Origin of the sequence: Enterobacter sp. BIDMC109 (assembly GCF_001037885.1) — a bacterium.
GTDB lineage: Bacteria > Pseudomonadota > Gammaproteobacteria > Enterobacterales > Enterobacteriaceae > Enterobacter > Enterobacter hormaechei_C.
Genome location: NZ_KQ090002.1, coordinates 3,205,412 through 3,227,515, shown reverse-complemented (window position 1 = coordinate 3,227,515; position 22,104 = coordinate 3,205,412). Strand labels below are relative to the sequence as shown.

At 57.0% G+C, this 22,104-nt stretch carries 21 protein-coding genes; 7 read left to right on the top strand and 14 right to left on the bottom strand.

Annotated elements, in window-relative coordinates:
* Nucleotides 1-5 precede the first annotated feature (5 nt).
* Nucleotides 6-3,161 (top strand): efflux RND transporter permease subunit, encoded by a 3,156-nt coding sequence (locus SK62_RS15260; RefSeq protein ID WP_047718993.1) that lies wholly within the window; start codon nucleotides 6-8, stop codon nucleotides 3,159-3,161.
* Here the strand turns inward: SK62_RS15260 and SK62_RS15255 are convergent.
* Nucleotides 3,091-4,212, bottom strand: coding sequence for a YbdK family carboxylate-amine ligase (locus tag SK62_RS15255; RefSeq protein WP_015571201.1), 1,122 nt, complete (start codon nucleotides 4,210-4,212; stop codon nucleotides 3,091-3,093). The two genes, SK62_RS15260 and SK62_RS15255, sit on opposite strands and share 71 nt — an antisense overlap.
* Before the next feature lie 105 nt (nucleotides 4,213-4,317).
* On the opposite strand from SK62_RS15255, the gene SK62_RS15250 reads away from it, so the two are divergent.
* Entirely contained in the window at nucleotides 4,318-5,208 is an 891-nt protein-coding gene (locus SK62_RS15250; RefSeq protein WP_017694363.1) for an oxidoreductase, read from the top strand.
* A 50-nt stretch (nucleotides 5,209-5,258) separates the two neighbouring features.
* Here the strand turns inward: SK62_RS15250 and SK62_RS15245 are convergent, their stop codons facing one another.
* From SK62_RS15245 to SK62_RS15215, 8 genes are all read right to left on the bottom strand, one after another.
* Nucleotides 5,259-5,693, bottom strand: a complete 435-nt coding sequence (locus SK62_RS15245) for a hypothetical protein (RefSeq protein WP_003858863.1) — start codon at nucleotides 5,691-5,693, stop codon at nucleotides 5,259-5,261.
* Between the two features lie 323 nt (nucleotides 5,694-6,016).
* Nucleotides 6,017-6,436 carry a helix-turn-helix domain-containing protein gene (locus tag SK62_RS15240; RefSeq protein ID WP_047718995.1) on the bottom strand — a complete coding sequence of 140 codons (420 nt, stop codon included), beginning with the start codon at nucleotides 6,434-6,436 and terminating at the stop codon, nucleotides 6,017-6,019.
* The gene (locus tag SK62_RS15235; protein ID WP_047718997.1) at nucleotides 6,433-6,744 is read right to left on the bottom strand and encodes a type II toxin-antitoxin system HigB family toxin; all 312 of its coding nucleotides are present in this window, start codon (nucleotides 6,742-6,744) and stop codon (nucleotides 6,433-6,435) included. The genes SK62_RS15240 and SK62_RS15235 overlap by 4 nt, the downstream gene beginning before the upstream one ends.
* A 360-nt stretch (nucleotides 6,745-7,104) precedes the next feature.
* On the bottom strand, nucleotides 7,105-8,934 hold the full coding sequence (locus tag SK62_RS15230) for an ATP-binding protein (protein WP_047718999.1): 1,830 nt from the start codon (nucleotides 8,932-8,934) through the stop codon (nucleotides 7,105-7,107).
* Nucleotides 8,931-9,974, bottom strand: a complete 1,044-nt coding sequence (locus SK62_RS15225; protein ID WP_047719000.1) for an SIR2 family protein — start codon at nucleotides 9,972-9,974, stop codon at nucleotides 8,931-8,933. The genes SK62_RS15230 and SK62_RS15225 overlap by 4 nt, the downstream gene beginning before the upstream one ends.
* Nucleotides 9,975-10,281: 307 nt before the next feature.
* Entirely contained in the window at nucleotides 10,282-10,737 is a 456-nt protein-coding gene (locus SK62_RS22735; RefSeq protein ID WP_047719002.1) for a hypothetical protein, read from the bottom strand.
* A gap of 26 nt (nucleotides 10,738-10,763) precedes the next feature.
* Nucleotides 10,764-10,871: an ash family protein gene (locus SK62_RS23265; protein WP_157843337.1), complete on the bottom strand. Its 108-nt coding sequence runs from the start codon at nucleotides 10,869-10,871 to the stop codon at nucleotides 10,764-10,766.
* A 302-nt stretch (nucleotides 10,872-11,173) separates the two neighbouring features.
* Nucleotides 11,174-12,055: a LysR family transcriptional regulator gene (locus SK62_RS15215; RefSeq protein WP_003858850.1), complete on the bottom strand. Its 882-nt coding sequence runs from the start codon at nucleotides 12,053-12,055 to the stop codon at nucleotides 11,174-11,176.
* A gap of 105 nt (nucleotides 12,056-12,160) precedes the next feature.
* On the opposite strand from SK62_RS15215, the gene budA reads away from it, so the two are divergent.
* From budA to SK62_RS15195, 4 genes are all read left to right on the top strand, one after another.
* Nucleotides 12,161-12,940, top strand: coding sequence for an acetolactate decarboxylase (gene budA / locus SK62_RS15210; RefSeq protein WP_026080550.1), 780 nt, complete (start codon nucleotides 12,161-12,163; stop codon nucleotides 12,938-12,940).
* A 13-nt stretch (nucleotides 12,941-12,953) separates the two neighbouring features.
* On the top strand, nucleotides 12,954-14,633 hold the full coding sequence (alsS, locus tag SK62_RS15205) for an acetolactate synthase AlsS (protein ID WP_047719004.1): 1,680 nt from the start codon (nucleotides 12,954-12,956) through the stop codon (nucleotides 14,631-14,633).
* A 20-nt stretch (nucleotides 14,634-14,653) separates the two neighbouring features.
* Nucleotides 14,654-15,424, top strand: a complete 771-nt coding sequence (locus SK62_RS15200; RefSeq protein WP_003858846.1) for a (S)-acetoin forming diacetyl reductase — start codon at nucleotides 14,654-14,656, stop codon at nucleotides 15,422-15,424.
* 130 nt (nucleotides 15,425-15,554) lie between these two features.
* The gene (locus SK62_RS15195; RefSeq protein WP_017382537.1) at nucleotides 15,555-16,028 is read left to right on the top strand and encodes a cold-shock protein; all 474 of its coding nucleotides are present in this window, start codon (nucleotides 15,555-15,557) and stop codon (nucleotides 16,026-16,028) included.
* A gap of 69 nt (nucleotides 16,029-16,097) precedes the next feature.
* Here the strand turns inward: SK62_RS15195 and SK62_RS15190 are convergent, their stop codons facing one another.
* From SK62_RS15190 to SK62_RS15170, 5 genes are all read right to left on the bottom strand, one after another.
* Nucleotides 16,098-16,802, bottom strand: a complete 705-nt coding sequence (locus SK62_RS15190; protein ID WP_048249665.1) for an ABC transporter ATP-binding protein — start codon at nucleotides 16,800-16,802, stop codon at nucleotides 16,098-16,100.
* Complete coding sequence (locus SK62_RS15185; protein WP_045334409.1) at nucleotides 16,789-17,625, bottom strand: ABC transporter ATP-binding protein; 837 nt, start codon at nucleotides 17,623-17,625, stop codon at nucleotides 16,789-16,791. Before SK62_RS15185 ends, SK62_RS15190 begins: the two co-directional genes overlap by 14 nt.
* Nucleotides 17,618-18,451 (bottom strand): ABC transporter permease, encoded by an 834-nt coding sequence (locus SK62_RS15180; RefSeq protein WP_015571190.1) that lies wholly within the window; start codon nucleotides 18,449-18,451, stop codon nucleotides 17,618-17,620. The genes SK62_RS15185 and SK62_RS15180 overlap by 8 nt, the downstream gene beginning before the upstream one ends.
* Nucleotides 18,451-19,464: an ABC transporter permease gene (locus SK62_RS15175; RefSeq protein WP_032652907.1), complete on the bottom strand. Its 1,014-nt coding sequence runs from the start codon at nucleotides 19,462-19,464 to the stop codon at nucleotides 18,451-18,453. Before SK62_RS15175 ends, SK62_RS15180 begins: the two co-directional genes overlap by 1 nt.
* A 98-nt stretch (nucleotides 19,465-19,562) precedes the next feature.
* A complete protein-coding gene (locus SK62_RS15170; protein ID WP_047719007.1) occupies nucleotides 19,563-21,131 on the bottom strand; it encodes an ABC transporter substrate-binding protein in 1,569 nt (522 codons plus the stop codon).
* Nucleotides 21,132-21,331: 200 nt separating this feature from the next.
* On the opposite strand from SK62_RS15170, the gene SK62_RS15165 reads away from it, so the two are divergent.
* Entirely contained in the window at nucleotides 21,332-22,030 is a 699-nt protein-coding gene (locus SK62_RS15165) for a GNAT family N-acetyltransferase (protein ID WP_047719008.1), read from the top strand.
* The last annotated feature ends 74 nt before the right edge of the window (nucleotides 22,031-22,104 follow it).

Sequence of the window (22,104 nt, the reverse complement as noted above, 5' to 3'; positions counted from 1 at the left end):
CCATCATGCTGACGTTTTTCATCAAACGCCCGCGCTTTGCGATGGTGATAGCGCTGGTCATCACCCTGCTGGGGGCCATCGCGCTGAGGATTATTCCGGTGGAGCAGTACCCGCAGATCACCCCGCCGGTCGTGAATGTGTCAGCGTCATGGCCGGGCGCCAGCTCGGCTGACGTGGCGGAGGCCATCGCCACGCCGCTGGAAACCCAGCTGAACGGGGTGGATCATATGCTCTATATGGAGTCCACCAGTTCGGACGAGGGTAGCTATAGCCTGAACATTACCTTTGCGGCAGGCACCGACCCGGATCTCGCCGCCATCGACGTGCAGAACCGCGTGGCGCAGGCCGTGGCGCAGCTGCCGACCGAGGCGCAGCAAAACGGCGTGCAGGTGCGCAAGCGCGCCACCAACCTGATGATGGGGGTAAGCCTTTACTCACCGAACAACACCCACGCGCCGCTGTTCGTCAGCAACTACGCCAGCACCCAGGTGCGCGAGGCGCTGTCGCGTCTGCCGGGCGTCGGGCAGGTACAGATGTTTGGCGCACGGGACTACAGCATGCGCATCTGGCTGCGTCCGGACCGCATGAACGCCCTGAACGTGACCAGCGATGACGTGGCGCAGGCGCTGCGCGAGCAGAACGTGCAGGGGGCGGCAGGCCAGGTCGGCACGCCGCCGGTGTTTAACGGCCAGCAGCAGACCCTGACCATTAACGGGCTGGGGCGCTTAAATCAGGCCGACGACTTTGCCAACATCATTATCCGCGCCGGGGATATGGGGCAACTGGTGCGCCTGAAGGACGTCGCCACCATCGAGCTTGGCTCGCGCAGCTACAGCTCTGGCGCGCAGCTGAACGGGCACGACTCTGCCTACCTCGGCATCTACCCGACGCCGTCCGCTAACGCCCTGCGCGTGGCCGATGCGGTGCGCGCGGAGCTGGAACGGTTATCCACGCGCTTCCCGGACGATCTGGTCTATGAAGTCAAATTCGACACCACCTCGTTTGTGGCCGCCACCATCAAAGAGATTGGCGTCTCGCTGGCGCTGACGATGCTGGCGGTGGTGGTCGTGGTGTCCCTGTTCCTGCAAAGCTGGCGCGCGACGCTGATTGTTGCCCTTGCCATTCCGGTGTCGCTGGTGGGCACCTTCGCGGTGCTCTATACGCTCGGCTACTCCGCCAATACGCTGAGCCTGTTCGCCATCATTCTGGCGCTGACCATGGTGGTGGATGACGCCATCGTAGTGGTGGAGAGCGTCGAAACGCTGATGGCGGAAGGGCAGAGCCGGACGGCGGCGACCGCGCTGGCGCTGCGCCAGATTGCCGGGCCAGTGATTGCCACCACGCTGGTGCTGCTGGCGGTGTTTGTGCCGGTGGCGCTCCTGCCGGGGATTGTCGGCGAGCTGTACCGCCAGTTCGCGGTGACGCTCTCGACTGCCGTCACGCTCTCAAGCCTGGTGGCGTTGACTCTTACGCCCGCCCTGTGCGCGCTGTTGCTGCGCCCGCGACCGGAGAAACCTGCGGCACTCTATCGCGCCTTTAACCACGGGCTGGACGCCACGCGCGGTTTCTACACCCGCATCGTGAACGTTTTAAACCTGCGCCCGTGGCTGGCGCTGCTGGCCACCGCAGGCGCGGCGGCGGTGGTGGTATTCAGCTTTATGTCGATGCCAAAGGGCTTCCTGCCTCAGGAGGATCAGGGCTACTTCTTCGCCAGCGTCCAGTTGCCGGAGGCAGCCTCGCTGGAGCGCACCGAAGCGGTGATGACCACCGCGCGCGAGCTGATCGCTAACAACCCGGCGGTAGAAGACGTGATTCAGGTCTCCGGGTTTAACATCCTCAACGGCACCAGCGCATCGAACGGCGGGTTTATCTCCATCATGCTCAAAGACTGGAGCGAGCGTCCGCCGCTGGATGAGGTGATGGGCATCCTTCAGCGCCAGCTGCTGGCCCTGCCGGAAGCCACCATCATGACCTTTGCGCCGCCGACGCTGCCGGGGCTGGGCAACGCCTCCGGCTTCGACCTGCGCATTCAGGCGCAGGCGGGGCAAAGTCCGGCGGAGCTGGAGCGCGTGACGCGTGAGGTGCTGGCGAAAGCCAACCAGAACCCGCAGCTGAGCCGCGTGTTCACCACCTGGAGCAGCAACGTGCCGCAGATGACGCTCACCGTTGACCGCGAGCGCGCGGCCCGCCTCGACGTGCCGGTGTCACGCATCTTCAGCAGCCTGCAAACCGCCTTTGGCGGCACGCGCGCCGGGGATTTCAGCGTCAACAACCGCGTCTACCACGTAGTGATGCAGAACGAGATGCAGTGGCGCGGGCGCGCGGAGCAAATCAGCGAGCTGTTCGTGCGCAGCAACAGCGACGAGCGGGTGCGTCTGAGCAACCTCATCACCATCACGCCGACCGTCGGCGCGCCATTTATTCAGCAGTACAACCAGTTCCCGTCGGTATCGGTGAGCGGCTCGGCAGCGGAAGGGGTGAGCAGCAGCACCGCAATGGCGGCGATGGGCGAGATTCTGGCGGAAAACCTGCCAGCCGGGTACGACTACGCCTGGAGCGGCATGTCGTATCAGGAGCAGCAGACCGGCAATCAGGCGATATGGATTGTGCTGGCGGCGGTGGTGATGGCGTGGCTGTTCCTCGTCGCCCAGTACGAGAGCTGGACGCTGCCGGCGAGCGTGATGCTCTCAGTGCTGTTCGCCATCGGCGGGGCGCTGGTCTGGCTGTGGCTGGCGGGCTACGCCAACGACGTGTATGTGCAGATTGGTCTGGTGCTACTGATAGCCCTCGCCGCCAAGAACTCAATTCTTATCGTGGAGTTTGCCCGCGCCCGGCGCATGGATGGAATGGCGATTGTCGATGCCGCACGGGAGGGGGCATCGCGCCGCTTCCGCGCGGTAATGATGACCGCCGTGTCGTTCATTATCGGCGTCCTGCCGATGATGCTGGCGACCGGGGCGGGTGCCCAGAGCCGCCGCATCATCGGCACTACGGTGTTCAGCGGCATGCTGGTGGCGACCGTGGTGGGGATAGTGTTCATCCCGGCGCTGTTCGTGCTGTTCCAGCGCCTGCGCGAGTGGGGCCACGGCCTTACGGACTCGTCGCCCACAGCTCACAGTGCTTCTGCACCAGAGAAATCAGCGAGCCGCCATCGGCGATAAAGTCCCGCATGCGCTGCGCCTCGCTCTTGCCCTGCTTTAACAGCAGGGCAATCTCATTGATTGCGCTTGTCGCGCCGAGCTTCTCGGCCGACGGCGCAACCTGCTCGAGCAGCCAGGCGATATCTTCCGCCACGGTTTTGTGCTCGCCGGTATGTACGTCCGTCAGAATGCCTTCCAGCCCGTAGCGACAGGCCTGAAAACGGTTAAAGCGATACAGCAAAAAATCCCGTTCCTGATGCTTATACGGCCGCGCGGTCAGCAGCCAGTGCGACGTCGCCTGAATAAGCCCGGCGATGTTAATGGCGTGGCTGAGCGTCAGCGGCGTATCCATCACCCGCACCTCGACGGTGCCGAAGTGCGGGCTGGGGCGGATGTCCCAGTGCAGATCCTTAATGCTGTCGATCATGCTGGTGGAGCTCAGGCGGCGGAACAGCCCCTCGAACTCCTGCCAGCTGTTGACCCACGGCATCTGACCGTTATCCGGGAAGCCCGAGAAGATGTTGAGACGCGATGAGGCGAACTTCGTGTCCGTGCCCTGCATATACGGTGATGCGGCGGCCAGGGCGATAAAGTGCGGCACAAAGCGCGACAAGCCGTGCAGCAGGTAAATGGCGTCGTCCCCGGTCCGACAGCCGACGTGTACGTGCTGGCCGAACACCGTCGCCTGCAAAATCAGATAGCCAAAGCGCTCCAGCGTGACGTTATAGCGCTCGTCGTCGCACACTTCCTGCCGCTGCCATTTCTGGAAAGGATGCGTCCCACCGCCGCAGATCTGGATATGCTGATCTTCCGCCGCCCGCAGGATACTCTGCTGCATCACTGAAAACTGCGCCGCTGCCTGGTCGATGGTCTGGCACACGCCGGTGGCGATTTCGAGCATGCTTTCGGTGATGTCGTGTTTGACTTCCCCCCCTTTGATGTCGTCTTTGACGGCGGCGATGAGGGCAGAGGAGTCCTGGCTCAGATCGTAACCCGGCGGGTTAACCACCTGGAGTTCGAGCTCAATGCCGAGGGTATAAGGTTCAGAGGATTTGAAGTCGGGTAAAGGCATGGCGCACTCCGTTGTCTGTTATGAGTTGAGTATAGACAATGGGCGTGGCGCGCTCGTCTCAGGGTGGTATAACTGATAGCAGGCTTAGCAAAAGGGGAGTGACCCATGTCTGACTATCCAACCATTGCGCTGACAGGACCCGGTGCGATTGGGACCACCATCGCCGCGGTGCTGCATGAAGCGGGCCGCACGCCGCTGCTGTGTGGGCGCACCGCGCATCCGGAACTGCGCCTGCGTCATGATGAGGGTGAAATTGTGGTGCCCGGTCCGGTACTCACCGATCCCAGCGTCATTACGCGCCCCGTTGACCTTGTTTTTTTTGCGGTCAAAACGACGCAAAATGCCGACAGCGCCGGGTGGCTGCGCGCTCTGTGCGATGAAAACACCGTGGTCTGCGCGCTGCAAAACGGCGTGGAGCAGAAAGCCCAGCTTGCGCCTTTGGTCAATGGCGCAACGGTGCTGCCCTCGGTGGTCTGGTTCCCTGCCCAGCGCGAGCCGGATGCCTCCGTCTGGCTGCGCGCCAAACCGCGCCTTACGCTGCCGGACGTGCCGCAGGCGCAGCGGGTGGTGGAGGCGCTTCGCGGCACGCGCTGTGACGTTGAACTCTCGGCTGATTTCCCCACCGTCGCCTGGCGCAAGCTGCTGCAAAACGCGGTCGCCGGGCTGATGGTGCTGGCCAATCGCCGCGCCGGGATGTTCAGGCGCGAGGATATCAGCGAACTGGCGCTGGCCTACCTGCGCGAGGGGCTGGCCGTCGCCCGCGCCGAGGGGGCGAAGCTGGCCGATGACGTGGCGCAGGAGATTCTGGCGAACTTTCAGCGCGCGCCAGTGGATTTGGGCACGTCGATCCTCGCCGACCGTCAGGCGGATCGCCCGATGGAGTGGGATATCCGTAATGGCGTCATCCAGCGCTACGGCCGCAGGCACGGGATTGCGGTGCCCGTCAGCGATGTGGTGGTGCCGCTGCTGGCGGCGGGGAGCGAGGGGCCGGGGTGAGCCAGGGTCTGGCGAGAAGGAAGACCCGGCCGTTGTGCGCCGGGTAACTCTTACTTACCCTGACGGGCTTTCTCAGCGTTTAGCTCTTCCATTGTTGCTTCCAGGATCCAGAGGCACTGAGCACCCTCAACCGTATCCAGCAGCGCCCGGCGGGTGCGCTGATAGAACGCGTCGACTTCGGCGGGGGATTTCTCTAGAGGCGGCGTGCAGACGATATCGCTGCCAACCATGTGCGGCCACTTTCCCGCGTCAATGGTCTGGAGCGCTTTCAGTGTGGCGCTGGTGTTTGTTGTGAGCGCTGCGGCCAAAGCATCCTCCAGCAGTTGCGCCTGCCTGACGTCAGCCGTGGCAGCCAGCGTTGGGGCTTGCTCAATCCAGTGTGTGTCACCTGAGGCGATTCCATGAAGTGCTGATGGCCAGTCAGTGCTGGCTGCAATGGCTGGGACAGTGAGCGCACAAAGCAGCAGGACGATTGGGTATTTCATCGCACTAGTCCCCGCTTGCCGACATCGTTTTTGCACCATACATAAACGGTTATAGACATTTGCTTAAACTCCTTTTAAGAAAATCCTGATAAATTCTTCTATTACAGTCGGTTAAAGAACAGATGGGACGTTAACGTTTATAAAAAAGGCCGTCAATGTTGGCGCAATAGGGATATGAAATAGATACTTTTTTGTTGATGCGGATTATGAAAGCCGAAGTATTTCACCGTGGTTTGCAAATATGGGCGATTGGTTTGTTAAGATTTTTAATCGCTAATCAATCAAATAGAACGCGGATTGGGTACATAGAGCCTGCTTTCGCATCAATTCCCCACAAATGCGCTCACCGGCAAACCAAAACGCTTCGCCAGCGCCCGCATATGATCCAGCGTTAACGTGCGCTGTCCGTTCAGGATCCGACTTACCAGAGACTTCTTACCAATCTCGTTCTCGAAGTCGCTCTGAGTGAGCTGGTACTGATCCATTAGCGTTCGCAGTAACGCAACGCCTGACGGAATACTGGCAATACGCGCGTTAAATTCTGCAAACTCCGAGGACTCGTTTTCGTACTTATCGATTTTGGCAGTAAGCATCTCTACCAGCGGGTTATCCGGGTCGTGCTCGATAAGATACTCCACCAGCGCCAGCGCATCCTCGTAGTCTTGCCGCGACGGGCTTGAACCCAGGAAAGGGAGTACGTTTGTCAGAGCGTTTGCCGCTTTGATGGCTGCTGCATAATTCATTCTTTCGTTCTCCGATAGTAGTCCGTGAGCTTGTCATACTCTGCGTGCGTGCTGATGTGTTTGATGAAGAACTTTCCCCGCTCAAAATCAGCAAAAAACATTACTCTTAGATGCCCGCCACCCACATCAATGACCCACCATTTTTCCCGGTATTTCATCCGGTCCATGCTGGGAAAGCGCTTTCGCATCTCGTCTGGTGAGGGGTAGTGTTCCTTTTTTAGTACCCGGTAAAGATCGTCCAGGGCTTGTGCTTGATTGGGATAATGTCTGGCCGCTGTGTCGAAAGGCGCTCTTGAGACTATGTGCATCCTTGCCCCTTGTTGCCAAGATGGAAACATTATAGATAGTGGTTGGTGAGTTGACAATGCGGAAACTTCGATGAAATTGCAGTTTCTACATGATCGTGACAATTGAACTTTGCATTGAGTGCGAGCACTTTAAATTGGAGTGGTATGCCATTAAAGTGCCAGAAGTATCTTGGCCTGAAGTATTTGTTTGATTTGCGAAGCGTATTCAGAAATTGCTTGCTGGGCAGGAGTGCCGTGGAGATAGTTTTGCTAACCAGGTTATTTAGAAGCGTGTGAAAGATGCGTCCGCTATGTGCCAGAAGCGGACGCTACCGCTTCAGCACCTTGTTAATTAGCGATACTGGTTATTATGTAGTCGCTCTAGTCATCGTCTCCCTGCCTCTCAGGTATTAAATCGTTGAAGGAAATAGTATTACTCTTAGGTTTCTCTTCACTGGGAAGTTCAGCTACTCTTAATTTGAGCGGCATGGGGCAGACGACACCACTAAAAATACATGTTCCTGTAGATAGCGTGGGAATCGACTCTTCAGTCAGTCTATCTATATATGATACCGATTTTTCAATTGCGTAGAGATCATTCTGATTAATAAGGCGATGGATAAAATAATTGTGTGCTTGGGATATGATTGTCGACGATATATCATTAGGGCGTTGACTGGAAATTGTGATGAAAACTCCAAATTTCCTCCCCTCCTTTATGATTTCCTCAAAAGTTTCCAGACGATAATCTTTCCAGCTTTCCGTTTCTCGAAAAGAAGTATTAGACAAAATATTGTGGGCTTCATCTATAATGATGTGTAGTGTAGATGTCTCTGTAGACATTTTCTTCATATTGTAAGCCCACTTGGCTATTAAAAGAGGAAGCGTTTTTTTCATGGTTATATTAACCATGTTTAGATTCAAAACCGTGAAGTTATATTCACCCCAAAAATCAAGACGTCCTGAAGTGTCAAAAATTTTTGCTATATCTTTACGATTAGCACTCATTCTATTTATAACTGGTGAAATATGTTCAGGGTTAGACTTGTTGGAAAAACATTCCTGAATTAACTGTAAATACATAAAATCCAATAAATCTTCAATCATGTCTGCTTTAAATAAAAAATTGCTTGCGAGACTGAATAGATAGGAGCGTTCAGTATCAACCTCAGCATTGAAAATGATACCACCTCTCAATTTCCATTTATATGCAGTCGAATGATACTCAAGATCAGATATAAGTTCTGGGTCATCGTTAAAAATTGGACTGAAAAACTGATTTATAGCATCGCATTTGGGCTTATCGCCACTAAAGAGATTCTGCCTAACTCTTTTCTTCAGGACATTACGCATATACTCAAGAGGATTGTCAGCGGTCATCACCTTCTTGCGAAATTCAAGCACTCGCTTCAGAAATGGTTTCTGTGTTTTGTCTGTTGCATCGGTTAGAACGGAGAGCATATCATGTTCAAGTAGAACCTCTCTGGGCAGAGGAAGTTTGTCACCACCTGCATGATGCGTATTGAGATTATAAACCGTCTTCTCGTTAGTAATACAGTATGGGGCAGTATATTCTCCATTAAAGTCGAATAGAATAAATTTACATCTTTCTCTAAAATGATTGCCGAGAATATGTTTAACTTGGGCTGTACCTGCTTTGTATAGCGCGGCTAGGGTGTTTGATTTTCCGCTACCAGTATTACCGAAAATTGCAATGTGAGAATTAATAAGTCCATTGATTGGTAATGAAATTTCAATATTTTCAAGATCTGTACGAGTAAACCTCATTACAGTTTCGTCTGCATCAGCTATCTGATGCACCGTATGTATCATCTCTTCAGTCACCACAAAGGCTTCATTGCCGATGAGAGGTAGTTCACGCGAACCACCAATGAAGCAACCAGTACGATTAATGTAACCCGTCAGAGTCGAGGTCAGGTATCGCCGATATCGCCAAGCATCACTGCCGCTCCCACCGAGATGTTTTTCCTCAATGACTCGTTCCGCTTCAACCTTGCCGATCAGGCTCATGAAACCTTTTTTTATTTCAATAAAGCTACCCACTGATACATTTCTTAGAACTTTTCCATGATAAAATAAATCGCTGAGATTTTTATTTTTATCTACCAAAATGGTCACTGCACGTCCAGAAACCTCGCAGACTTCACCTATACGGAGCACCGCTTCCTCTTCAGTAAAATGCCTGCTCATTTCGAGCCTCCCAGATAGCACGTGATAATGTTATTCATTACCGAGAAATCAACATTTCCTCCCGGACGATAAATAATCTCAACGTTTGAGTAATCTCGAAATCTCTCCATAAACCCACTAACACTGGCCTCATCGTAAGCAAAGATCAGTAGTTTCAGGGTAGCGTTGCGCAAGGCTTTTTTAGTTATTGTTTCAAGGTGCTCATCAGCAAACGAGAATCCAAAGACAATTAGTAGAGTTGCTTCTTTATCAAGCTCATTGGAATAGGCTCTCAGTAAATCATAATAAACGTTTTGTAGTAGAGTCTCTTTAAACTTTTCCTTGCGTGGAAGAACAAGTGTATGAGCAAGTACCCATTCTTTCATTTCGGCAGGGGTGGGAAAGTTAAGCGGCATAATATCTGCAATACGATAAATAATCTTTCCTTTAGAATGCTTCCAAGAAATTGATCCATGAAGTTTTATAAGGTTAACAGTAGGGAGTTCAACTTTATAATTATACAGGTTCCCAGTTGCACTTACCGAGTGGTTAAAGCTGCCCGCATCAAATTCCTTATCTCCCCAGATATTTGATCTTCTATTAAAACCATCATTAAAAAGAATATTATTATTACGAGTGGCAGCGTCTTCAATGAACAAATCGTAATTAGTTGTAAAAACGTTAATACGCCTCGGAAGTAAGCCAGTCCGGCGTCGAGTCAGTATCTTTTCCAGTGAAGACATAAATGCATCATAATTCTTACGGGTACATTCTAAATTGGTGATCACCTGAGGTGCGAATGGGGCGCCGTGGCCGCGCTGCAACATGCATTCATGAGGAAGCCAAACAGCTGACAAAAAGTCAGTGCCCATCCTGAAGTATTCCTCTTCTTGCTCATCATTAATTAGCTGCTGAAGGTCCGTTTCGATTGTCCCCAGTACTTTAATCGCAGGGAGGGATGCACCAGAACCGATGAGAAAGTTAATGTTAGCTGACTGAAATACCCGCTCAAAGTAGTCTCGGTCACTATCGTTACCGTAGTATGCGCGCTTAAGTGCCATCTTATCCTTCCATAAAATATTGGATTTATCTGTAAGTTATTTAATCTTAGCGCCGAGCTCAATACTTTGACATCACTTCTTCTGGCGATTGTTATGTTCCCTTCATGATCAAAAGTACTATCGGAGAGGAGATCCTTTATGCCAAAAGCTTTCTAACCACTCTCAAAAATAGGTGTTAAAAGTACGCCAACAAAGTTGCAACGTCCGCCCCTCGCTCTTAACAGTCATTCATCAAGCAACTTTTTCTTTGGAAAAGGCCGAAATCCCGCTTTTTACCCAGCAGAACCCCGGCCTTCCATCGCCAGCCTCAGTGCGCCGTTATATAAGGCTCTTTCACAAACTCCGCCAGCAGCCAGACCATATCATGCAGCAGCCCGGTGAGTTCTTTCGCCACGCTCACAGGCAACGTCCCGCCCATTACCGCCAGCGTTAACGCCACAGCATAATCCACCTGCAACGCCGTATCCTGCCAGCAGTCCGGTACGCAGGAGGCGATCTTTTCCCCCGCAATTAGCTGTTCCACCAGATACGGCGGAAGTTCCGAGTCACAGCGCTCACGCATTCGTTTTAGCGCAGCCAGCAGTTGCTTACAGAGCCTGGCAAATGTCACCGCATCGTCCGTTTCCACCAGTACGCTTACATACGCCGCACAGGTGTCAGCCAGTTCAAAGAGATCCGCAGAATCGGGAAGTTGCAGGTGAAGAAGGTGATGAAGAGCGCTTTCTTCAGTAAGCGCGTAAGAAAATCCAGGGATAGTAGCCATAAGGCATCCTCTTTATGCAAAAAATGTTAACCGCCCGATGAGTTCCTACGCTCAGAGGGGGTAGCGCTGACGGAGGTAGGAATACCGTGCATAAAGAAAAACGGCCAGCCTTTCGACTGCTCCGTCAGCGCCACCGTGATTCTAACGGGATATGCGCTGTCGCGACAAAAAATATCGCTTTATGCTAACGGGTTCCTACGCCCGGTTACGGATGTGCCGCAACGCAGGCACTTTACGACCGCGAAGAAGGGATGAAAAGGGATAACCCTGAATTACATAAGGTTGCTTAAAAGTTTGCGAGGCGGCTTCCAAAGGGCATTGCCGGGTGGCGGCTGCGCCTTACCCGGCCTACAAAACCGCCAACAAGCCAACCAACCCGCGACACGAAGCGTAGGCCCGCGCAAGCGCAGCGCCGCCGGGCACAGCCGCACCGTAGCTACCCCTCGCTCATCATCGCCAGAAACCGCTTCACCGTCCGCGAACGCTCAAAGCGCCGCCAGCAGAGCGCGATATCGGTATAAAGCTCCGGCGAGCGCAGCGCATGGTAGGTGACATTCGGCGGCGAAATAGCGGCCATCGATTTCGGCACCAGCGCGAACCCGCCGCCAGCGGAGACCATGCTCAGGGAAGAGGAAAGTTGTGAAGATTGCAGCGTGTGTTGCATATCGATCCCGGCCCGCTCGCAGCTGCCGTAAACGCGGTCATACAGCCCCGGTGCTACCTCCTGGGGGAACAGCACCACCGGCGTATCCCGCAGCTCATCCAGCGCCAGATCGCCACATGCCGCCAGGGGATGATCGCGATGCAGCGCCACCACCATCGGCTCCCGATCGAGGATTTTTAATTCGAACACCTTGCTGCTTTCGCATGGCAGGCGCACAAAGGCGATATCCAGCTCACCCTCCGCCAGCATCGTCGTCAGCGACGACATATTGGCTTCCACCTGGTGAACCTGCACAGCCATGTTCTGCACCTGAAACTGGCGAATCAGGGCGAAGATTTTGGGATGAAAAGCATCTGAACTGGTGATGCCAATCGACAGGCTGCCGTTCAGCCCGCGCGCGATGCCCCGGGCTTTCTCCAGCGCGGCGTCGCTCAGCGCCAGGATCTTACAGGCGTCCTCATAGAAGGCCTCTCCCGCTTCGGTCAGCTCCACGCCCCGTGTCAGGCGCCTGAACAGCGGCGTGCCCACTTCCTCTTCGAGCCGTTTGATCTGCTGACTCAGAGGAGGCTGTGAAATACCCAGCGCTTTGGCCGCCCTGGTGAAGTGTCGCTCGCGTGCTACCGCGACAAAATAGCGCAGATAACGAAGTTCCATATCAAAAACGTCTCAAACCAGCATGGATTCTATATTGGAACTCTCTGCTGAATCGGGTCAACATTTATTTAACCTTTATAAATAAAGTTGAAGAGGACGGGCATGATGATGCATTCATCTGCATGCGACTGTGAGGCGAGTTTATGCGAGACCCTGCGTGGGTTCTCGGCTCAGCATCCTGACAGCGTGATCTATCAGACATCGCTAATGAGCGCCCTGCTAAGCGGCGTCTACGAAGGGGAGACGACCATCGCCGACCTGCTGGCACACGGTGATTTTGGTCTCGGTACCTTTAACGAGCTGGACGGTGAAATGATTGCCTTCAGCAGCCAGGTGTACCAGCTGCGCGCCGACGGCAGCGCCCGCGCCGCGAAGCCGGAGCAAAAAACGCCGTTCGCGGTGATGACCTGGTTCCAGCCGCAGTACCGCAAAGCCTTCGACGGGCCGGTCAGCCGTCAGCAGATCCACGACGTGATCGACCAGCAAATCCCCTCCGATAACCTGTTCTGTGCGCTGCGCATCGACGGCAATTTCCGCCACGCGCACACCCGCACCGTACCGCGCCAGACACCGCCGTACCGGGCGATGACCGACGTGCTGGATGACCAGCCGGTGTTCCGCTTTAACCAGCGCGAGGGCGTACTGGTCGGGTTCCGCACCCCGCAGCATATGCAGGGCATTAACGTGGCGGGCTATCACGAACACTTTATCACCGACGACCGTCAGGGCGGGGGCCACCTGCTCGACTATCAGCTGGAGAACGGCGTGCTTACCTTCGGCGAAATCCACAAGCTGATGATTGACCTGCCCGCCGACAGCGCGTTTTTACAGGCCAACCTGCACCCCAGCAACCTTGATGCGGCTATCCGCGCCGTCGAAAACTAACAGGAGAACTACCGTGAACAGTGAGAAACAGTCACGTCAGTGGGCGCACGGCGCCGATATGGTTGTCGGCCAGCTGGAAGCGCAGGGTGTGAAGCAGGTGTTCGGCATACCGGGCGCAAAAATCGACAAGGTCTTTGACTCCCTGCTGGACTCCTCCATCGAGATTATCCCGGTGCGTCACGAGGCGAACGCGGCGTTTATGGCGGCAGCGGTAGGGCGGCTAACCGGTAAGGCCGGGGTCGCGCTGGTCACCTCCGGGCCGGGCTGCTCCAACCTGATCACCGGCATCGCCACCGCCAACAGCGAAGGTGACCCGGTGGTGGCGCTGGGCGGGGCGGTGAAGCGGGCAGATAAAGCGAAACTGGTGCACCAGAGCATGGATACCGTCGCCATGTTCAGCCCGGTCACCAAATACGCCGTCGAAGTTAATTCACCGGACGCGATTGCCGAGGTGGTGTCGAACGCGTTTCGCGCTGCCGAGCAGGGCAGGCCGGGCGGGGCGTTTGTCAGCCTGCCGCAGGATATTGTCGACCAGCCCACCACGGGGGCGATTTTACCCGCCAGCGGCCCGGCGCTGATGGGCCCGGCGCCGGAATCCGCCATTAACGAAGTGGCGAAGCTTATCGAGAACGCCAAAAACCCGGTTATTTTGCTCGGCCTGATGGCCAGCCAGCCCGCCAACAGCGCCGCGCTGCATAAGCTGCTGGAGAGAAGCCGTATTCCGGTCACCAGCACCTATCAGGCCGCCGGGGCGGTGAATCAGGAACACTTCACCCGCTTCGCCGGACGCGTCGGCCTCTTTAACAACCAGGCGGGCGACAGGCTGCTGCATCTGGCGGACCTGATTATCTGCATCGGCTACAGCCCGGTGGAGTACGAGCCGTCCATGTGGAACAGCGGCGACGCCACGCTGGTGCACATTGACGTGCTGCCCGCCTATGAGGAGCGCAAGTATGTTCCCGATCTGGAACTGGTCGGGGATATTGCTGCCACGCTGAATCTGCTTGCCAGTCGAATCGAGCACAAACTTGAACTCAGCCAGCGCGCCTCGGAAATTCTTGTCGATCGCCAGCATCAGCGGGACCTCCTCGACCGTCGCGGCGCATCGCTTAACCAGTTTGCTCTGCATCCGCTGCGCATCGTGCGCGCCATGCAGGACATCGTGAACAACGACGTGACGCTCACCGTCGACATGGGCAGCTTCCACATCTGGATCGCCCGCTACCTCTACAGCTTCCGGGCGCGTCAGGTGATGATCTCCAACGGTCAGCAGACCATGGGCGTGGCGCTGCCGTGGGCGATTGGCGCGTGGCTGGTCAACCCGGGGCGCAAGGTGGTCTCGGTCTCCGGGGACGGCGGCTTTTTGCAGTCGAGCATGGAGCTGGAAACCGCCGTACGCCTCAACGCCAATGTGCTGCACATCATCTGGGTGGATAACGCCTACAACATGGTGGCCATCCAGGAAGAGAAAAAATACCAGAGGCTTTCCGGCGTCGAGTTCGGCCCGGTCGATTTCAAAGTCTATGCCGACGCGTTCGGTGCGAAAGGCTTTGCCGTCGAGAGCGCGGATGCGCTCGAACCTACGCTGCGTGCGGCAATGGATGTCGATGGCCCGGCCGTGGTGGCCATTCCCGTCGACTACAGCGATAACCCGCTGCTGATGGGCCAGCTCCATCTCAGCCAGATTTTGTGAATCAATATAAGGACAGAGAAATGCAAAAAGTGGCTCTCGTAACCGGCTCCGGCCAGGGGATTGGCAAAGCGATCGCGCTTCGCCTGGTGAAGGATGGTTTTGCCGTTGCTATTGCGGATTACAACGAAGAGACGGCGAAAGCGGTCGCGGATGAGATCACCCGTAACGGCGGGAAGGCCGTCGCCGTGAAGGTGGACGTCTCTGACCGCGAGCAGGTGTTCGCGGCGGTGGAAAAAGCCCGCACCGCGCTGGGCGGTTTTAACGTCATCGTCAATAACGCCGGGGTGGCGCCGTCCACGCCCATCGAATCCATCACGCCGGAGATTGTCGACAAGGTCTACAACATCAACGTGAAAGGGGTGATCTGGGGCATTCAGGCCGCAATTGACGCGTTTCGTAAAGAGGGGCACGGCGGCAAGATCATCAACGCCTGCTCCCAGGCGGGCCACACCGGTAACCCGGAGCTGGCCGTCTACAGTTCCAGTAAATTCGCGGTGCGCGGCTTAACCCAGACCGCCGCGCGGGATCTCGCGCCGCTGGGGATCACCGTTAACGCCTACTGCCCGGGGATCGTCAAAACGCCGATGTGGGCGGAAATTGACCGTCAGGTCTCCGAGGCGGCGGGTAAACCGCTCGGCTACGGGACAGAAACCTTTGCCAAACGCATTACGCTTGGCCGTCTGTCCGAGCCGGAAGATGTGGCCGCCTGCGTCTCTTACCTGGCCGGGCCGGATTCCGACTACATGACCGGTCAGTCGCTGCTGATTGATGGTGGGATGGTGTTCAACTAAATTCTAATAAGCTCTGACATGAACTTTCCCCTGCTCCCGTGCAGGGGCTTTTTTTTGTCTCGTCAGCCATTGTGCATTACACTGCGCGCTGCAAAACTTTAGTCTTGAGATCTGACAGGCGGTAACAGCGATGAACGGTACAATCACAACGTGGTTTAAAGATAAAGGCTTTGGATTTATCAAAGATGAAAACGGCGACAACCGCTATTTTCATGTGATTAAGGTCGCCAACCCTGATCTGATTAAGAAAGATGCGGCGGTGACCTTCGAGCCAACCACCAACAGCAAAGGCCTTTCCGCGTATGCGGTGAAGGTGATCCCGGAGAGTAAGCATCTTTATATTGCGGGCGAGCGCGTGAAGCTCACCTCAATTAAATCCTTCGTGGTGTTCAGCGAGGAAGAGCCCGTTGAGACCAAAATCGACAAAGAGAATGCGGTGCTGTCGGTGGGGCTGCTGATGAACAGCATCAAACCAAAAACCGAGAAAAAGCCGGGCGAAATGCGCACGGTGAAGAAGCTGGCGATCACCACCTTCCAGAACACGACGATGATCTTCACTGAAGATGAGATCGACATTGATGCCACGGTGAAGCTGCTGAAGTGATTTTTTGCCGGGTGGCGGCTACGCCTTACCCGGCCTACGAAATGCGTGCGGCACTCGCCGCCGCACGGTTTACCCCATCCTGTGCTCGCCCCGCAACATTGCTTCACGGTCAAATACCCGCTGGATCTCCCCGTGCGCCATAAATGCCGCCCGGTCGGACATATGCGCAATCACGTCCGCATCGTGGCTCACCAGCAGGTAGGTCATGCCGTGCTGCGCCTTCAGGCGGTTGAGCAGGTTCAGGATCTCCGCCTGTACCGACATATCCAGCGCCGAGGTCGGTTCATCCAGCAGCAGAAGCTGCGGGCGCAGCAGCAGCGCGCGGGCAATGGCCACGCGCTGACGCTGTCCGCCGGAAAGCTGATGCGGGTAACGCCTGCTGGCGTCGGCAGCCAGACCCACCTGTTGCAGCACATCCGCCACCTTTTCGGCAACCTGGGTTTCGCCGTGGATGTTTAACGGCTCCGACAGGGTGCGGGCAATGGTGTGGTTCGGGTGCAAAGACGCCCACGGATCCTGGAACACCATCTGCACGTTACGGCGAAGCGCGCCTTCAAAACGTCGTCCTGGCCGTAAATTTTCCCCGAGGACGGAAATGTGGCCATTCCACTCGCGCAGCAGCCCCGCCAGCACGCGCAGAAGAGTCGATTTGCCGCAGCCGGATTCACCGATCAGGCTGAAGGTTTCGCCTTTTTCGATCGCAAAACTGGCGGCGGAAACCGCCGTTTTTCCACCAAAACTCACCCGGAGCTGGTTAACCTCAACGAGTGCCATTGTCGGCCTCCTTCCACGGTTGCGAACGGTCGAGCGTCGGCAGCATCTGGCCAAACGTCCCGGCGTTCGGGCGGCAGGTCCAGAGCGTGCGCGTGTAAGGATGGGTTGCCTGCGGCAACTGGCTCGCCGCCATTTCATCAACTTTCTCACCCTGATACATCACCAGCACGCGGTCACAGTGTTCCGCGACGAGCGGCAAATCGTGGCTGATTAACAGCATCGCCATCTGCCGCGCCTCGCACTGCTGTACCAGCAGCTCCAGGATCTGGTTGCGCAGGCGTGCGTCCAGCGCGGAAGTCGGTTCGTCGGCGATCAGCACCTGCGGGTTGTTGATGAGCGCAATGGCGATCATCACGCGCTGGCCCATGCCGCCGGAGAGTTCGCCGGGATAGCGCTGGAGCACGTGCTCGTTCAGCCCCACGGCGCGGATGATATCGTGAATGCGCGCCAGGCGTTCGGCGCGGGGCAGGCGCTGATGGAGGGTCAGCGCTTCATCAAGCTGGGCGGCGACGGTTTTCACCGGGTTTAGCGCGTAGCGCGGGTCCTGTAGAACCATCGCAATGCCGTTGCCGCGCAGCGCCTGCCAGCGGCGGCTGTTCAGGGTCAGCAGGTCGTTGCCAAGCACGTTAAGCCGCTTAGCGCTCACGATGCCGGGCTTGCGCACCAGCCCCAGCAGGGCGCGGGCAGACATGGACTTGCCGGAGCCGGATTCTCCCACCAGCGCCAGCCGCTCGTTGCCTAACGTAAAGCTCAGGTTGTTGACCACGCGCGCGGCGGGGTAGTCGATATTCAGCGCATCGACGATGACGCGGTGTTCAGTCATGCTGTGGCTCCAGTACGTCGCGCAGGCCATCGCCCAGCAGGTTAAAGGCCAGGCTGGCAAACAGAATCGCCCCGCCTGGAATGGCGGCAATCCACCACTGGTCAAAAATGACCTGCATGCCGTCGGCTATCATCGCGCCCCATTCCGCCATCGGTGGACGTGCGCCCAGGCCAAGGAAGCCCAGCCCGGCGGCGGCCAGAATGATCCCGGCCAGATCCAGCGCCAGCCGTACAATCGCGGAGGGCAGGCACAGGGGCAGAATATGGCCGACCAGCAGGCGCGGGCCGCGAATGCCCATCATCTCCGCGGCGGCCAGATAATCGCTGTGGCGCAGACGCTGGATTTCACTGCGCGCCTGGCGCGCATAGGCAGGCCAGGTCGTTAAGGCCAGCGCCAGCGCGCCGTTCACCAGACCGGGGCCGAGCATCGCGACAAACGCGAAGGCGAGGATCAGGCGCGGCATCGACATCACCACGTCGGTAAAGCGCATCAGGATGCGCTCCATCCAGCCGCCGTAGTAGCCTGACAAAATCCCCACCAGCAGACCGGCGGGGAGGGTAATAACGGTGACTAAGGCCACCAGCCCCAGTGCCGGACGGGTGCCGTAGATTAATCGGGAGAGCAGATCCCGCCCATAGCTGTCGGTACCCAGCCAGTGCTGCGCGTTGGGCGGTTGCAAACGCGCGGCGGCGTCCTGCCAGTTGGGATCATGCGGTGCAAGCCACGGCGCGAACAGGGCAATAAGCACCAGCAGCGCGATGGCGATCAGCCCGCAAAACGCAGCAGGGGAGCGGCGCAGGCGGCGTAAGAAGAGATAAAACGGCATTAGCGCACCCTGGGATCGGTCGCCCGCACAAGCAGGTCGGTAAGGTTATTGATCAGAACAAAGCAGACGCCAATCAGCAGCGTGCCGCCCATCACCGCGGTGGTGTCACCGGCGAACAGGGCGGTGGTGAGGTAGCGCCCGATGCCCGGCCACGAGAAGACGGTTTCGGTTAATACCGCGCCCTCCAGCATGCTGGTGTAGGCCAGGGCAATCACCGTCAATAGGGTGCTGCGAATGTTCGGCAGCACGTGACGCAGCAGGATGGTCATCTCTCCGGCGCCTTTGGCGCGGGCGAGCAATATGTACTCTTTGTTCATCTCGCTCAGACAGGCGGAGCGCGTCAGTCGGGTGATACTTGCCAGCGAGTAGTAGGCCAGCAGCAGTACCGGCAGCACCAGGTGGCTGATGGCGTTGCGGAACGCCTCGCGGTCGCCGGAAAGCCAGGTATCAACCAGCGCAAATCCGGTTCGTGGCTCGACGGTGAATTGCCAGATGTCGTCCAGCCTGCCGGGGCCAGCGCTCCACTGTAGTTTCGCGTAGAACAGAGCCAGCATCAGCAGTCCGAGCCAGAATATTGGCACCGAATTGCCGAGCAGGGTGAGCGTTCTGATCGCTAAGTCCAGTGGCGAACCGGCGTAGCGGGCGCACAGTACACCCGCAATCACGCCGAGTACCGTGCCGATAATTAGCGCCAGCGTTGCCAGTTCCAGCGTGGCGGGAAAGGCGTGCAGCAGGTCCTGCAATACCGGCTGACCGGTAGCGCTGGCGGTGCCTAAATCCCCGTGAGCGAGGTTTTGCAGGTAGTGCAAGAACTGCACCGGCAGGGGCCGATCCAGCCCAAGCTGGTGGCGAACCTGATCGTAAGTGGACTGGCTGGCGTGATCGCCGACGATCTGCAATACGCGATCGACCGGGGAAAAGGCAGAGAGCGCAAACGTGACCAGCAGTAGCCCGAACAGCGTGAGCAGGAGAGTCAGCAGACCCTGAAGCACGCGGGTGGAAAGATGTGGCATGGGAAATCTCTTTATGCCGGGTGGCGGCTTCGCCTTACCCGGCCTACAAAAACCAGGAACGTAGGCCGGGTAAGCGCAGCGCCACCCGGCAACAAGGGCTACTTCGTAACGCGATCGTACCAGACCATATCCGCGTTCAGCCCCTGCTGATACCCCTTCACGTTATCGCGCACCACGATCTGGGTTTTGCCCTGGTCAACGAACACATACGGCGAGTTATGCTGTAACTGTTCCTGCATCTTCTTATACAGATCCAGACGTTTTGCCGGATCCGGCTCGGCAACCGCCGCCAGCGTAGCGTTGTTCAGCTCCGGAATTTTCCAGCCGTTAAGCCCGGCCACGGTGCTGGATTTCCCGTCATTCCATGCGAAGGCGCTGGCGTTGGAGTGTGCATCGAAGTAGTCCGGGATCCACAGACGTATGGCCGCCTGATGCTGTTTCGCACGCACGCGGGCGTACACCTGGCTACCCGCCGCGGGCAGCAGATCCACCTTCACGCCGCCCTGAGCGAAGCTCGCCTGCATGGATTGCGCGATGGTGATGAACGGCGGTTTATTCTCTACGTCCAGCGTGAAATGCGCGTCTTTGATGCCCGCCCTGGCGAGGATCGCTTTTGCTTTTGCCGGGTCAAACGTGAACGGATTGTCCTCCAGCGCGCCCGGCAGGCCGACCGGCAGGAAGCTCTGATGAACAAAATACTGGCCTTTCAGCAGGTCCTTGGTGATGCCTTCATAATCCACCAGCCAGCGCGAGGCTTCCCAGAACGCTGGATTATTCAGCAGCGGGTTAGCGCTGTTGCCGGTGTTAAACACCAGATAGTTTTGCTCGGCAGAAGGGATGCTAAGCACCTTCACACCCGGCTTGCCGCTGAGGGCGATTATCTGGTCTGCACCCAGATCGCGCGCCACGTCCGCATCACCCTGCTGGATCAGCAGGCGGCGGGAAGCGGGATCGGGGACGTTTTTAATGATGATGCTTTTAAGCTTCGGCGCGCCGCCGGACGCGGATTCGTTGGCTTCCAGCACGATGGCCTGATGCGGCTGGTAAACGCGCATTTTGAACGCGCCGCTGCCCGCAGAGTGCATTTTTAACCACGCGTTGCCGAAGTCGTTATCCTTCACGTTCGCCGCAACCTGCTTTTCATCGACGATGGAGGCAATCGGCGTGGAGAGTATATTCAGCGCTACCGACGGGCTGACGTCCGCCGTCCAGCGAAGCGTGAGGGTATGGTCGTCCACTTTCTTCAGCTGGCTGGCGATGTTGCTGGCGTCCCAGCCCAGTACGTTGAGGATAAACGCCGGGGATTTGTTCAGCGTCACGGCGCGGGTATATGAGAAGATCACATCTTCCGGGCGCAGCGGGTTGCCGGAGGCAAATTTTGCATCGGGCTTAAGTTTGATGGTCAGGGTTTTTGCTGCCGCGTCCGCTTCCCAGCTTTCGGCCAGAACCGGGGTGATTTTTTCCGGGTTATCGCGGTCCGGCTGTACCAGACGCTGATACAAACTCGGTACGGTCTGGATGCTGGAAAGTTCGTTGGCTTCGGCCGGGTCAAGGCTCACGATATCATCCAGACCCTGGGCGACAACCAGCGTGTTGGGCGGGGTAGCGGCGTGAGCAGCGCTTGAGAGCGCAGCCAGCACCAGTAACGGCAGCAGTTTTTTATTCATAGCGATCCCTGAAGAAAATATATTGTGATTGTTTTATGCACCGTTACGGTAGGCTGGCTGAGGATTTCCTCAAAGTCGAAATTCTGCTTTGCTTATGCCCTCCGGGAATAACGCATTCGGTCTGGTTATGAGTCACCTCTCTTTTCGTTCGCTTTTTAACCTGCTATAACAAACTCCTTACCTTTCAGGGAGTCACCGCCGTGCCCGAAATCAATCAACATGGTCAAACCGTTAACGATATTGTCCCGGACTGGAAATGCGCCCGCGCGTTAACCCGTACCCTGCTCACCGGGCAGTATTGCCGCCTGGAGCCGCTGGATGCCGACCGCCATTCGGCTGATTTGTTTGAAGCCTATGCGCTGGGTGACGACAGCGACTGGACGTGGCTTGCCAGCACCCAGCCTGTGAGCGTTGAGGCCACTGCGCACTGGGTGCTGGGAAAGGTGCTGGATGACGACCTGGTGCCCTTTGCCGTTATCGATCTGCGCACCGAAAAGGCGGTAGGGCTGGTCAGCTATATGGCGATAGAACGCTTTCAGGGCTCGGTTGAGATCGGCCACGTCACCTGGTCGCGCAGAATGAAGGGCACCCGCGTGGGTACCGAAGCGGTGTGGATGCTGCTGAAAAATGCCTTTGAGCATCAATATCGCCGGCTGGAGTGGAAGTGCGATTCGATGAACATCGCCTCACGCAACGCGGCGGAGCGGCTGGGGTTTGTCTGGGAAGGGCGCCTGCGCCAGAAGCTGGTGCGTAAAGGACGCAACCGCGACAGCGATATGCTTTCGATTATTGACGGCGAATGGCCGCAGCGCGATGCAGAGCTGCGCGCCTGGCTGGCGGCGGAGAATTTTGACGGGGAAGGACGGCAGGTTAAGCGGCTTGAAGCATTTCGGCAATAATTTCCCCTCACCCTAACCCTCTCCCTTGTACGGTCCGGGGACATAGTGAACACTTGTTCGGGGACATGGTAGAC

Bases quoted from the DNA above. Each gene is read 5' to 3' on its own strand.
- SK62_RS15260 (WP_047718993.1), top strand. From the start codon at position 6: ATGCTGACGTTTTTCATCAAACGCCCGCGCTTTGCGATGGTGATAGCG.
- SK62_RS15255 (WP_015571201.1), bottom strand. From the start codon at position 4,212: ATGCCTTTACCCGACTTCAAATCCTCTGAACCTTATACCCTCGGCATT.
- SK62_RS15250 (WP_017694363.1), top strand. From the start codon at position 4,318: ATGTCTGACTATCCAACCATTGCGCTGACAGGACCCGGTGCGATTGGG.
- SK62_RS15245 (WP_003858863.1), bottom strand. From the start codon at position 5,693: ATGAAATACCCAATCGTCCTGCTGCTTTGTGCGCTCACTGTCCCAGCC.
- SK62_RS15240 (WP_047718995.1), bottom strand. From the start codon at position 6,436: ATGAATTATGCAGCAGCCATCAAAGCGGCAAACGCTCTGACAAACGTA.
- SK62_RS15235 (WP_047718997.1), bottom strand. From the start codon at position 6,744: ATGCACATAGTCTCAAGAGCGCCTTTCGACACAGCGGCCAGACATTAT.
- SK62_RS15230 (WP_047718999.1), bottom strand. From the start codon at position 8,934: ATGAGCAGGCATTTTACTGAAGAGGAAGCGGTGCTCCGTATAGGTGAA.
- SK62_RS15225 (WP_047719000.1), bottom strand. From the start codon at position 9,974: ATGGCACTTAAGCGCGCATACTACGGTAACGATAGTGACCGAGACTAC.
- SK62_RS22735 (WP_047719002.1), bottom strand. From the start codon at position 10,737: ATGGCTACTATCCCTGGATTTTCTTACGCGCTTACTGAAGAAAGCGCT.
- SK62_RS15215 (WP_003858850.1), bottom strand. From the start codon at position 12,055: ATGGAACTTCGTTATCTGCGCTATTTTGTCGCGGTAGCACGCGAGCGA.
- budA (WP_026080550.1), top strand. From the start codon at position 12,161: ATGATGCATTCATCTGCATGCGACTGTGAGGCGAGTTTATGCGAGACC.
- SK62_RS15200 (WP_003858846.1), top strand. From the start codon at position 14,654: ATGCAAAAAGTGGCTCTCGTAACCGGCTCCGGCCAGGGGATTGGCAAA.
- SK62_RS15195 (WP_017382537.1), top strand. From the start codon at position 15,555: ATGAACGGTACAATCACAACGTGGTTTAAAGATAAAGGCTTTGGATTT.
- SK62_RS15190 (WP_048249665.1), bottom strand. From the start codon at position 16,802: ATGGCACTCGTTGAGGTTAACCAGCTCCGGGTGAGTTTTGGTGGAAAA.
- SK62_RS15185 (WP_045334409.1), bottom strand. From the start codon at position 17,625: ATGACTGAACACCGCGTCATCGTCGATGCGCTGAATATCGACTACCCC.
- SK62_RS15180 (WP_015571190.1), bottom strand. From the start codon at position 18,451: ATGCCGTTTTATCTCTTCTTACGCCGCCTGCGCCGCTCCCCTGCTGCG.
- SK62_RS15175 (WP_032652907.1), bottom strand. From the start codon at position 19,464: ATGCCACATCTTTCCACCCGCGTGCTTCAGGGTCTGCTGACTCTCCTG.
- SK62_RS15170 (WP_047719007.1), bottom strand. From the start codon at position 21,131: ATGAATAAAAAACTGCTGCCGTTACTGGTGCTGGCTGCGCTCTCAAGC.